The following is a 12,087-nucleotide window of genomic DNA, read 5'->3' as shown; positions in this document are numbered from 1 at the left end:
ACCCTGACCAATGAAAAACCTCAACCAGGACGACGCCAAGCGCATTTGCGACAAGGTGCTGGCACTGACCAGCGCCGACCAGTGCGAAGTGAACCTGACCGGCAGCCGTAACGGTAACATCCGCTACGCGCGCAACGCCGTCTCCACGGCTGGCCTGATCGAAAATACCGAACTGGCGATCGCGGTCGCCTTCGGCAAGAAGCAGGGCATCGCCACCATCAATGAGTTCGACGACAAATCGATCGAACGCGCGGTGCGTCGCGCCGAGGAACTGGCGCGCCTGGCCCCGGACAACCCGGAGTTCATGCCCACGCCATCGAAACAGCAATACAAGGCCAGCGAAACGTTCTTCCAGAAGACCGCCGACATCGACCCGGAATTCCGCGCCCAGGTGGCCGCCTACAGCATCGAGAACAGCCGCAAGAACAAGCTGGTGGCAGCGGGCTTTTTTGCCGACAGCGCCAAGTTCACGGCGGTGGCCAACTCCAATGGCGTCTTCGGCTTCCAGCGCGATACTGGACTGGACTTCACCATTACGGTGCGCACCGAAGACGGGCGCGGTTCGGGCTGGGCCAAGCGCAGCGTGGGCGATGCATCCAAATTCGACGCGCGTGAAGCATCCAACGTCGCCATCGAAAAAGCCTTGCGCTCGGTGGAAGCCAAGGCATTGGAACCGGGCCGCTACACGGTGGTGCTTGAACCGGCCGCCACGTCCGACATCCTGGCCTATATGTTCAACGACTTCGGTGCGCGCGAGGCCGACGAGGGCCGCAGCTTCCTGTCGAAGAAAGGCGGCGGCAACCGCAAGGGTGAAAAGCTGTTCGACCAGCAGGTCAACGTGTGGTCCGATCCGTGGGACGCCAACGTGGCCGTGCTGCCGTGGGATGGCGGCTCGATGCTGGCGCGCGAACGCCAGGACCTGATCAAGAATGGCCGCGTCCAGGATCTCAATTACTCGATGTACTGGGCCAAGAAACAGGGCCAGCGCGCGGTGGGAGCGCCCGGCAACATCATCATGGCCGGCACCAACAAATCCACCGAGGAGCTGATTGCGAATACTAAAAAAGGGGTGCTGGTCACGCGCACCTGGTATATCCGCATGGTCGATCCGCAGTCGGTGCTGCTCACGGGCCTGACGCGCGACGGCACGTTCTATATTGAGAACGGCAAGATCAAGCACCCGATCAAGAACTTCCGCTTCAACGAAAGCCCGGTATCGATGTTGAACAACATCGATGAACTGGGCCGGCCGGAAATCCTGTCGGGCGACGAATCGCCGTACCAGTTGCTGGTGCCGGCCATGCGCGTGCGCGATTTCAATTTCACGTCGCTGTCGGACGCGGTTTAAAACAGACTTTTGGAGTATCAGTGGAACGACGTTCATTTTTAAAGGTCAGCGCCGCCGCCGGCGGCAGCTTGCTGATCCCCGTTTTCGGTAACGCCATCGCCGCCGACGAGTTGCTGAGCCCAATGGCGGTGCAGTTCAAGAAGTCGCTGGCCGATGCCGCCCTCAACGCGGCCACCAAGGCCGGCGCCAGCTACTGCGATGTGCGCATCGGCCGCTACCTGAATCAGTTCATCACCACGCGCGACCTCAACGTGGAAGACATCGTCAACACCGAGTCGTCCGGCGTGGGCGTGCGCGTGATCGCCGGCGGCGCCTACGGCTTTTGCTCGACCAACGTGATGACGCTCGACTCGGTGGCCGACGCCGCGCGCCAGGCCGTGGCGATTGCCCGCGCCAATGCGAAGCTGCAGCTCGAACCCGTGGTGCTGGCACCTGTGAAAGGCGTGGGCGACGTGGCATGGGCCACGCCGTTCAAGAAGGATTGGCGCGCGGTGCCGATCAAGGAAAAGGCCGAGCTGCTGATCGCCGCCAACAAGGCCGGCCTGGATGCGGGCGCCAACTTCATGCAGGCCAACCTGTTCCAGGTCAACCAGCAAAAGTATTTTGCGTCCACCGACGGTTCGTACATCGACCAGGATATGCACCGTTTGTGGTCGCCGTTCACCGCCACTGCCGTGGACAAGGCCAGCAACCGCTTCCGCACCCGCGACGGATTGTCGTCGCCGGTGGCGATGGGTTATGAATTCTTCGACGCCCGTCCCGAGCACAAGCTCAAGGCGGCTGGCGGCGTGACCACGCTGTACAACGGCGCGTATGACCTGATCGAGGACGCCCGTGCGGCCGGCCGCCAGGCGCGCGAAAAGCTCACTGCCAAGTCGGTGGAGCCGGGCAAGTACGACCTGGTGCTGTCGCCCGAACACCTGTTCCTGACCATCCACGAGTCGGTGGGCCACGCGACGGAACTGGACCGCGTGCTTGGCTACGAAGCCAACTACGCCGGCACCAGCTTCGCCACGCTCGACAAGTGGCAAAGCAAGAAATTCAAGTATGGCTCCGATATCGTCAACTTCATCGCCGACCGCACCACGGCGGCATCGCTCGGTTGCGTCGGTTACGACGACGAAGGCGTGCCGGCCAAGCGCTGGGACATCATCAAGGACGGCATCCTGGTCAACTACCAGGCCACGCGCGACCAGGCCCACGTCATCGGCGAGAAGGAATCGCAAGGCTGCTCGTACGCGGACAGCTGGAGCAGCGTGCAGTTCCAGCGCATGCCCAATGTCTCCCTGGCGGCGGGCAAGAAGCAGCTGACGCCCGACGAGATGGTCAAGGATGTCAAGAAGGGCATCTACATCCTCGGTCGCGGTTCGTTCTCGATCGACCAGCAGCGCTACAACTTCCAGTTCGGCGGCCAGCTGTATTTCGAGATCAAGAACGGCAAGATCGGCAACCAGCTCGAAGACGTGGCCTACCAATCGAACACCCAGAAGTTCTGGAACGCCTGCACGGCGCTGTGCGATGCGCGCGACTGGCGCATGGGCGGCTCCTTCTTCGATGGCAAGGGCCAGCCGAGCCAGGTCAGCGCCGTGTCGCACGGTTCGCCCACCACGCGCTTCAACGGCATCAATGTGATCAACACCGCACGCAAGATAGGATAAACGATGAAGATGCTCACGCAAGACGAAGCAAAACAGATTTGCGACAAGGTGATGGCGCTGTCGAAAGCCGACGAATGCCGGGTGCAGATTTCGGGCAGCCAGCGCGGCAACGTGCGCTACGCGCGCAACAGCGTGTCCACCGCCGGCCTGGTGCAAAACACCCAGCTCACCGTGAGCGTGGCCTTCGGCAAGCGCCAGGGCACGGCGTCGGTGAACGAGTTCGATGACAAGTCGCTGGAAAAAGCCGTGCGCCGCGCCGAGGAAGTGGCGCGCCTGGCGCCGGAAAATCCGGAGTTCCTGCCGGCCGTGAAAGGGCAGGTTTATAAAGCGTCGTCCACGTACAGCGCGACCACCGCCGCCATCGATCCCGAATACCGCGCCGAGGTGGCGGCAGCGAGCATCGAGCTGGCGCGAAAGAAGGGCCTGGTCGCCGCCGGCTTTTTCAGTGACACCACCGGCTTCGAAACCGTGGCCAACTCCAACGGCGTGTTCGGCTACCAGACCCTGACCAACCTCGGCTTCACGGTCACTACCCGCACCGAGGACGGCCTGGGTTCGGGCTGGGTGACGCGTTCGGCCAACGATGCCGCCAGGTTCAACGCGCGCGAGGCGTCCGAGATCGCCATCGAAAAGGCGCTTACTTCGGTCAATGCCAAGGCCATCGAACCGGGCCGCTACACGGTGATCCTGGAGCCGGCCGCCACGTCGGAAATCATCGGCCGCATGTTCGGCGCTTTCGATGCGCGCCAGGCCGACGAGGGCCGCAGCTTCCTGTCCAAGAAGGGAGGTGGTAATCGTCTCGGCGAAAAGCTGTTCGACGAGCAGGTGAACCTGTGGGCCGATCCGTGGAACCCGGACGTGCCGGTGCTGGGCTGGGACAACGCGTCGATGCTGGCGCGCGAGCGCACCGACGTGATCAAGGGCGGCAAGATCGCCTCGCTCGACTACACCCCGTACTGGGCCGAGAAGCAGGGCAAGCGCGCCATCGGCCGCCACGGCAACATGATCATGTCGGGCGGCGGCAAGTCCACCGAAGAGCTGATCGCGTCGGCCAAGAAGGGCGTGCTGGTCACGCGCACCTGGTATATCCGCATGGTCGATCCGCAGTCGCTGCTGCTCACGGGACTGACGCGCGACGGCACCTTCTACATCGAGAACGGCAAGATCAAGCACCCGATCAAGAACTTCCGCTTCAACGAAAGCCCGGTGTCGATGCTGAACAATATCGAGGAACTGGGCAAGCCGGTGGTGATCGGCGGCGACGAAGTGCGCTACCAGATGATGATACCGCCGATGAAGGTGCGCGACTTTAACTTTACGTCGCTGTCGGACGCGGTGTAAGGCAGACGGATTTGGCCTGGGATTTCTACTTCACCCGCCTGACTTACGAGTCGGGCGACTGGGATGTCGATGTGCGCATGCCCAGCAACGTGCTCAATTCGCTGGTCGAGTACACGACCCTGCGCGTCGATCCGGTGGAGCGTATCGTGGCCCTGTCCGACTCGAAGATGCTCGAGGCGCCGTTCTGCTACTTCGCCGGCCACAAGCTGGTGCAATTCACGCCGGCCGAGCGCAAGAACCTCGAGCGCTACGTGAAGGGCGGCGGCTTCGTGTTCGTGGATGACTGCAACCACGACATCGACGGCCTGTTCGCCAAGTCGTTCGAGTCCGAGATCGCCAGCATCTTCGGCAAGCGCGCCTTGCAGAAGATCGCGAACAACCACCCGGTCTATTCGAGCTTCTTCAAGTTCGAGGGGCCGCCGACGACCGGCGTGGAACTCAATGGCTGGGGCGACGACCTGGTACACGACTACCTGAAGGCGGTGGAAGTGGGCGGACGGGTGCGAATTTTATACAGTAACAAGGACTATGGCTGCGAGTGGGACTACGACTTTCGCAACAAGCGGTTTCTGGCGATCGACAACACCCGCTTTGCGGTCAATATCATTCAATACGCGTTGGGAGCTTAGATGAGCGGTACGATGGGCGCAATCGCCTGGAGCGAAAGTGAAGTTGGCGCGTTGTCCGCCAAGGTGGTGGCGCTCAAGGCCAGCATGTCGAAGGTGATCATCGGCCAGGAAAACGTGATCGACTCGCTCATCATCTGCCTGCTGGCCGGCGGCCACGCGCTGGTGGAAGGCGTGCCGGGACTGGGCAAGACGCTGCTGGTCAAGTCCCTCTCGCAGGCAACCGACATGGCGTTCCACCGGGTGCAGTTCACGCCCGACCTGATGCCGTCCGATATCGTCGGCACCGAGATCCTGGAAGAAGACCAGGCCACGCGCAAGCGCGAGTTCCGCTTCCAGCCCGGGCCAGTATTCACCCAGGTGCTGCTGGCCGACGAGATCAACCGCGCACCGCCCAAAACCCAGTCGGCGCTGCTCGAAGCGATGCAGGAACGCAGCGTCACCTTCGCCGGCCAAACCCATGTGCTGCCCAAGCCCTTCTTCGTGCTGGCGACGCAGAACCCGATCGAGCAGGCCGGTACCTATCCGCTGCCGGAGGCGCAGCTCGACCGCTTCCTGCTGCGCATCGATGTCGTCTATCCGACCGAGGAAGAAGAAATCCGCATGGTCGCCGCCACCACCAACGCCGGCCTGCGCGATGCCGAACCGGTGATGGACGTGGCCACGCTGTTGCGCCTGCAGCAGCTGGTGCGCGATATCGAAATCGGCGAGCATCTGCTGGCGTACGCCACGCGGCTGGTGCGCGCCACCCGGCCCGCGCTCACCACCGTGCCAGCGGTGAAGCAGCACGTGGGCTGGGGCGCCGGTCCGCGCGCCGGCCAGGCGCTGGTGCTGGCATCGAAGGCGCGGGCGCTGATGCACAACCGGCTGGCGGTCACGCGCGAGGATATCGGCGCCATGCTGCTGCCGGTGCTGGCGCATCGCGTGATCCGCAACTTCGAGGCCGAGGCCGACGGTGTGGCGATCGCCGACATCCTGCTGGCGCTGCGCGAGCATATCCGTCCCGATTAGCCGACGCTCCACGTCCATTTCGTCCAACACGCGCCCATTGCCGATGCCCGTTTCACCTCCATCCCCCGCCGCCATGCCCGCTGCGACCAATGCCGCCATGGCCGCTACGCGCGACCTGGCGCTGGTGATCCGCCACGTGCTGGCCGGTCTCGGCCACGGCATCCACGCGGGCCGCGAGCGCGGCGCGGGCGTCGAGTTTTCCGAATACCGCGCCTATGCACCCGGCGACGAATGGCGGCGCGTGGACTGGAAATTGCTGGCCCGCGCCGACCGTTATTTTGTGCGCGAGGCGGAGCGCGACAGTCACGTCGCCACCTGGCTTTGGCTCGATGCCTCGGCCTCGATGGCGGAGCCGAGCCGCGAACTGAAAGGCGTCGATAAACTGTGGTTTGCCCGCACGGCACTGGCCTGCGTGGCCGCCATCGCCCAGCGCCAGGGCGATGCCTTCGGCCTCGCCATCTGTAGCGGCGGCAAGGTGGCATTCACGCCGGCCGATCGCGGACCGCGCCACTTGCAGCGGGTGCTGGCGCGGCTGGCTGCCGCGCGGGCGGACGGCCTGCCGCCGACCGCGCAGGTATTGAAATCGAGCCTGCATTTTGCGCGCGCGCCGAGCCTCGTATTTGCCGCCACAGATGGCCTGGACTGGCACGGCCAGTCTGGGCCGTCGCCGCTGTCGGAGGCGCTGCTGCGCCTGCGCAAGCTGCACCACGATGTGCGCCTGCTGACGGTGCGCACGCGGGCCGAGGTCGATGCCGATTTCCCCTCTGGAGCGGCCTACCGTGATCCGGAGCAGGAGACCGGCCTGCACAGGTTCACCAGGGCCGACCGCGCGGCATACCTCGAGCGCAGCGCGGCCCACTTCGGCGCGATTGCCACCAACTGCCGCCAGCACGATATCGTCCACCACGAGGCGTGTATCGAGCAGCCGCTGACGGACGTCTTGCGCCGCTGGCTGCAAAAGGCGGGAGCGCGTTGATGACCAGTAGCTATCCCTGGTGGTGGCTGGCGCTGCCGCTGCTGCTGTTGCTGCCGATCTGGTGGCACCGGCAAAAGCGCCAGCGACTCGACGCCCAATTTCTGGCTACCGCGCGCTTCCTGGCTGCTGCCGCGCCGCAGCAGTTGCGCGTATGGCAGTGGCGCGACCGCTTGCTGTTGCTGGTGCGCTGCCTGTTGCTGGTGGCGCTGATCGCCTGGCTGGCCGTCACCGTATTGCCATGGCGCGGCGACACGGTGCTGGTCGATGCCGGCGCCGATCAGGCGTGGGCTGCGCGCCAGATCGCCGATGCGGGGATGGATGGAGCGCGGCGCATCGATTTGCCGCCGGACGCGCTGGCCTGGCTGCGCCACAACGACCGTAACTGGCGCGCCGGTGCGCGGCTGTTGATCGTTGCGCGCGAGGGACAGATCGGCATGCCCGCGCGGGCGCCGCAGTTCGGTCACGCGGTGGAGCTGCGGGTGCAGGCTGCGCCAAACGTACCTCCGGCACCAGCCACGTCACCTGTGAGTCACCGGGTCGCGCTGTCGGCAGTGCCCGAGCGCGTACAGGCCTGGCGCGCGCTATTTGCTGCGTTCGACCAGGCTGGCGATGGCGCGCAGCGTTACGTAATTGCCGGCGCGCCCGTCGCCGCGACCGAATTGATCGTCTGGGACACGCCTGCACTGGCGCCGCCCGCAGACTGGCGCGCGCCGCACTGGTGGCTGGGCGCAGGTAATGACAAGACCTGGCCGGAACTGAGCAAGGCCACCACCATCACCATCAACGGCATCACACTGCGCCACGCCGACAGTCCGCGCGGCCGCCTGTGGACCTCGGCCGCCTTCCCGCCGCAAGATGCCGAGACCGCGCGCGCCCTGTACGAAGCATGGCGCCTGCTCGCTGCTGCACCGGCGCCTGCCTATCCGGCGCCGTCGCACAAGTTTGACGTGGCGTCCGCTGTCGCCGATGCCAAGCCTGCCTACTGGATCGCCTGGCTGTTGCTGGCACTGTTTTTACTGGAACGGAGTCTGACCCATGCCCGCCGCTCCTGACCTGTTGCGCCAGCGGCTGTGGGCCGCCGTGCTGCGCCGCCGTGCGCCAGCCTGGTTGGCCGCATTGACTCCGCTGGTGGCCGCTGCTGTGCTGCTGCCGGCCATGCGCACGTGGCTGCTGGCGGCGCTGGCCGCCTGGGCGCTCGGGCTGGCGCTGGACGCCTGGCGCTGGCGCCAGCGCATTGCCGCACAATGGGCCGCCTGGCTGGACGCCGCCGTGCCGGCGCTGGAAGACAGCAGCGCGCTGCTGGCCGGCGAGCCAGCCACGCCGATGGCGCGCTTGCAGCAGCAGCGGTTGCAGGCGCGCCTTGCTACCAGCTTGAGCACCGCCGACTATCGCGCCATCGCCTGCCGCCGCGCGCCGCTGGCCGCACCATCCTCGCTCGCCCCGGTAGTGCTGGCGGTGATCGTCGCCGGCGCCGCCTGGCTTTACGATGCCGGCACCGTACGCGCCGTTGCGCAACCCGCCGCAACGCCGGCTGCCAACACGCCGGTGGTCGCCGGCGAAATCTACCTGCGCGTCACGCCGCCTGCTTACACTGGCGTGGCCCCCTTCGAGACCGGTGCGCGCGATATCAAGGTGCCGCAATACGCGCAGGTGCAATGGTGCGTGCGTCAGCCTGCCGACTCGCCCGCCGAAAAGGCAGCGGTGGAGCTGAGCGACGGCGCCATTCTGGCCGTGGGCGAATCCTGCGCCACCCTCCGCGTAGAGGACTCGCTGTTCTGGCGCGCCCGTAATGCCGGCACTGGCGGCGGCGCGCGCTACAACATCCGCGTCACACAGGATCAAGCGCCGCAAGTGACCATCGCCGAGCCGGTTGAATTGATTCACCTGCTGGCCAGGGATGCGGCGACCGCGCGCATCGCCGTGGTGGTGCGCGACGACTACGCCATCGTACGCGCCAGCCTGCATATGACGCTGGCGCGCGGCAGCGGCGAGAACGTGCGCTTCACCGACCGCGAAGTGCCGCTGCCCAAGTCTGCGGACCCCAAACAGCGGACCTGGAACAAGCAGTGGACCTTGGCTGAGCTGGGCATGGAGCCGGGCGACGAACTGTATTTCTTCGTGCGCGCCACCGACAACGATCCCGAAAATCCGCACACCGTGCAGTCGCCTACCTATACGCTGCGCCTGCCGGGACCGGAGGCTGAAAGCGTCGATTCGACCGCGCTGCCCACCATGGTCAAACCGGAAAGTTTGCGCAGCCAGCGCCAGGTCATCATCGACACCGAACAATTGGTGGCCGACCTCCAGGCCCGGCCCAGGCTGGCCGATCTGCGCGCGCGCAGCGAGGCAATCGCCGCCGACCAGGCCGCGCTGCGGCTGCGCTACGGCCAGTTCCTGGGCGAGGAATCGAGCCTGTTTGGCGACGAGCACGGGCACGAGGAGCATGACAGCAAGCAGCCCGGCCACAAGGAAGATGACAGCCACAAGGAGCATGACAGTCACGAGGAGCATGGCGGTGCGTCCAGCGACCAGCAGCACAGCAATCAATCGATGGGCACCGAGGTGGGCGCCATGCAGCGCTTCGGCCACGTCCACGACCAGGAAGACAACGCCACCATCTTCGACCCGCAAACCAAGGCGATCCTGAAACGCGCGCTGGCGGCCATGTGGGATGCGGAAAAGGCGTTGCGCGCGGTGACACCGAAGGCAGCCCTGGGCCCCGAGTACAAGGCGTTGGGCGCCATCAAGGAACTGCAGGCGGCCGAGCGCGTGTACCTGCACCGCACCGCCTTTGTACCGCCCGCGCTCAAGGAAGAAAAACGCATGAGCGGCGACATGGTGGGCGCCATGAGTTACAAGCGCGCGCAGGGAGCCCCGGACGACACGGTGCCGGCCGAAGTGCGCGACCTGGTGCAGGAGCTGGCGCTGGATGGCGCACTGCCGGCGTTGTGGAGCAAGGCCGCGCGCGACGCCATCGGCGCCCGCATCGCCGACCCGGAACAGAAACTGGCGGCGCAACGCGCGGTGCAGGATGTGCAGGACGGCTGCGTACCGTGTCGCGGTCCGCTACGCGCCTGGCTGCGCGGCACGCTGGCCGATGCGCCAGTGCTGGTGCAGGCGCGCGCAACAACGCAGTCGCCGTTCCTGAGCGCCTGGCGCAACGAGACCAGGCAGCAGGATCAGTCAGAACAGCAACCGAAGCAGCAGGCGCCGCAGCGACTGCAATCGCAATCGCAACCGCAGCCGTCCGCACAACAGCAACCGCCGCAGTCCAAACATCAGCCGAAACCGGAGCCGCAACGATGATCACGGTCACCCATTTGGCGTTGGCCTGCGCGGCCCTGGCAATCGGCATCCTCAGCGCCGCGCTGTATGGCCGGCGGCGCCAGTGGTTCAACGCCTTGCTGGCCGTATTGGCGGGAGCGGCGCTGGCTGTGGCGCTGGCCGATGCCCGCCTGCCCGTGCCTGCGCCCGCGCTGACGATCACCACCGATGCCAGTGGCGCCATCACCGACGCCCAAGTGCAGGCGATTGCAGATGCCGGCTCGATCGACCTGGCCGGCGACGGCCTGCGCGCCGCGCAATGGCAGGATCTGCCGGCCCGCCCGCTGCGCTGGACGCCAACCAAGGAAGAAGCGCTGTCGCTCGACTTCCCGCGCACCATGGCGCTGGGCCGCGTATTCACGCTGACCGTACACCGCCCGCAGGCGCAAGGCGCGTGGCGGCTGCAGCTGCTGGCCGAGAACGGCCAGGTACTGGCCGATTCGGCGTCCAGTGCCGCTAATGCGCCAAATGCAGCTAGCGCCCCCAGCCGCAGCGCTGGCAAATCGTCCCAAAGGTCCGTGCAATGGTTGCCGCCGGTGGCCGAGGCGATGGTGCTGCACGCGCGCGTGCTCGATGCCGCCGGCAAGGTCGTCGCCAGCGGACCGGTACCGGTCCAGGTAACGGCCGCCATGCCGCTGCAGATCGTCGGCCGCTTCAACGCGCCCTCGTTCGATGCCAGCGCGCTCAATCGCCTGCTGACCGACGGCGGCGCGGTGCTCGACTGGCAGGTCGTGCTGGGCAAGGCCATCGCCCGCACCGAGACCGCACGCACGGCCATTACGGCTCCCAATGCGATGGTGGTCGATGCCGCCCATGTCGAACAGCTGGCGCCAGCCGCGCGCGCGGCCTTGCTGGCGCAAGTGCGGCAGGGCGTGCCGCTGGTGGTCCTGGGCGGCAACGCGGCCGATGCCGGCCTGTGGCAGCGCGACCTGGGCTTGCGGGTGCGGCCGCAGTCGCCGACCACGGAACAGGAAGACCAGCGCCGGTTTGCGCTTGCCGGTGCGGAGTTGACGCTGGCGCCGGCTGCACTGAATCCCGATGATGCGCCCGGCGGCGAGTGGACGACGCTGGCGCGCGACAGCCATGCGCGGCCATGGGCGTGGCAGCGCGCGCTGGGCCAGGGGCGCGTGGTGTGGATAGGCGTGGCCGACTGGCACCGCTACGCGATCAGCGCGCCACGGGCGCTGGCGCTGTGGTGGCAGGGGGCGATGGATGCGATGGCGCTGGCCGGCGAGTCCGGGGCCGGGTGGGTATTGACGGACCCGATGCCGCTGCCCGGGCTGCGCACCGAGATTTGCGCGCGAGGCGCCAAGCCAGGCGCGGCGCTGCATATCGACGGCCTGGCCGATACCCGTCTGCTACCGCGTGCCGACAAGGCCGATGCCGTGTGCGCCGCCGTGTGGGCGCCACAGGCGGGCTGGGTGGCGCTGCGCAGCGAGGGCCTGGAGGCGGGACGCCAGTACGTGTATGCACCGGGCGACTGGCCGGCGTGGCAGCGCACGCTGCGGCGCGAGGCAACGGCCGTCTATGCCGCGCGCGCTGTCAGCAACCGGGCTGCCACCGGCGAGGCAAACGACAACGGCACCAGTGATGCCACCAACGCCACTGACGGCACCACCAGCGGCACCACTGGCGGCGCCGTCAATGACCGCCCGCTGCCAGCGATGCCGTTTGCCGTCTTGTTCGCGCTGTGCATGCTGGTGCTGTGGTGGCGCGAGCAGCATGGCAACCCCGCACGACCAGCGCCAGGGCGCAACGCCGATGCCGACCTCGCCTCCGGCATCCCGGTGGCCGGTTAACGAT

9 protein-coding genes are annotated in these 12,087 nt (G+C 66.5%); all 9 read left to right on the top strand.

What is annotated here, in order from left to right; translation table 11 throughout:
- The first annotated feature begins 10 nt into the window (after positions 1-10).
- The 9 genes from F8197_RS18985 to F8197_RS18945 are packed head-to-tail and all read left to right on the top strand — an operon-like array spanning position 11 to position 12,083.
- Positions 11-1,348, top strand: coding sequence for a TldD/PmbA family protein (locus F8197_RS18985; RefSeq protein WP_056139806.1), 1,338 nt, complete (start codon positions 11-13; stop codon positions 1,346-1,348).
- Between the two features lie 20 nt (positions 1,349-1,368).
- Positions 1,369-3,006 (top strand): TldD/PmbA family protein, encoded by a 1,638-nt coding sequence (locus tag F8197_RS18980; RefSeq protein ID WP_373996909.1) that lies wholly within the window; start codon positions 1,369-1,371, stop codon positions 3,004-3,006.
- Between the two features lie 3 nt (positions 3,007-3,009).
- Entirely contained in the window at positions 3,010-4,347 is a 1,338-nt protein-coding gene (locus F8197_RS18975) for a TldD/PmbA family protein (RefSeq protein ID WP_152883176.1), read from the top strand.
- Between the two features lie 11 nt (positions 4,348-4,358).
- Positions 4,359-4,976, top strand: a complete 618-nt coding sequence (locus F8197_RS18970; protein ID WP_152883175.1) for a DUF4159 domain-containing protein — start codon at positions 4,359-4,361, stop codon at positions 4,974-4,976.
- Positions 4,977-5,984, top strand: coding sequence for a MoxR family ATPase (locus F8197_RS18965; RefSeq protein ID WP_227012321.1), 1,008 nt, complete (start codon positions 4,977-4,979; stop codon positions 5,982-5,984).
- 43 nt (positions 5,985-6,027) lie between these two features.
- A complete protein-coding gene (locus tag F8197_RS18960; RefSeq protein ID WP_227012320.1) occupies positions 6,028-6,960 on the top strand; it encodes a DUF58 domain-containing protein in 933 nt (310 codons plus the stop codon).
- Positions 6,960-8,012: a hypothetical protein gene (locus tag F8197_RS18955; protein WP_152883174.1), complete on the top strand. Its 1,053-nt coding sequence runs from the start codon at positions 6,960-6,962 to the stop codon at positions 8,010-8,012. Before F8197_RS18960 ends, F8197_RS18955 begins: the two co-directional genes overlap by 1 nt.
- Positions 7,996-10,266 carry a DUF4175 family protein gene (locus F8197_RS18950; protein WP_152883173.1) on the top strand — a complete coding sequence of 757 codons (2,271 nt, stop codon included), beginning with the start codon at positions 7,996-7,998 and terminating at the stop codon, positions 10,264-10,266. Before F8197_RS18955 ends, F8197_RS18950 begins: the two co-directional genes overlap by 17 nt.
- On the top strand, positions 10,263-12,083 hold the full coding sequence (locus F8197_RS18945; RefSeq protein ID WP_152883172.1) for a hypothetical protein: 1,821 nt from the start codon (positions 10,263-10,265) through the stop codon (positions 12,081-12,083). The genes F8197_RS18950 and F8197_RS18945 overlap by 4 nt, the downstream gene beginning before the upstream one ends.
- Positions 12,084-12,087: the final 4 nt, after the last annotated feature.

It is taken from the genome of Duganella sp. FT27W, from assembly GCF_009295655.1.
GTDB lineage: Bacteria > Pseudomonadota > Gammaproteobacteria > Burkholderiales > Burkholderiaceae_D > Rugamonas > Rugamonas zoogloeoides.
This window is presented reverse-complemented; position numbering and strand designations above follow the sequence as displayed.

What these genes read in the sequence shown, in the direction of transcription:
- F8197_RS18975 (WP_152883176.1), top strand. Translation starts at nt 3,010, where the DNA reads ATGAAGATGCTCACGCAAGACGAAGCAAAACAGATTTGCGACAAGGTG.
- F8197_RS18965 (WP_227012321.1), top strand. Translation starts at nt 4,977, where the DNA reads ATGAGCGGTACGATGGGCGCAATCGCCTGGAGCGAAAGTGAAGTTGGC.
- F8197_RS18955 (WP_152883174.1), top strand. Translation starts at nt 6,960, where the DNA reads ATGACCAGTAGCTATCCCTGGTGGTGGCTGGCGCTGCCGCTGCTGCTG.
- F8197_RS18960 (WP_227012320.1), top strand. Translation starts at nt 6,028, where the DNA reads ATGCCCGTTTCACCTCCATCCCCCGCCGCCATGCCCGCTGCGACCAAT.
- F8197_RS18985 (WP_056139806.1), top strand. Translation starts at nt 11, where the DNA reads ATGAAAAACCTCAACCAGGACGACGCCAAGCGCATTTGCGACAAGGTG.
- F8197_RS18945 (WP_152883172.1), top strand. Translation starts at nt 10,263, where the DNA reads ATGATCACGGTCACCCATTTGGCGTTGGCCTGCGCGGCCCTGGCAATC.
- F8197_RS18950 (WP_152883173.1), top strand. Translation starts at nt 7,996, where the DNA reads ATGCCCGCCGCTCCTGACCTGTTGCGCCAGCGGCTGTGGGCCGCCGTG.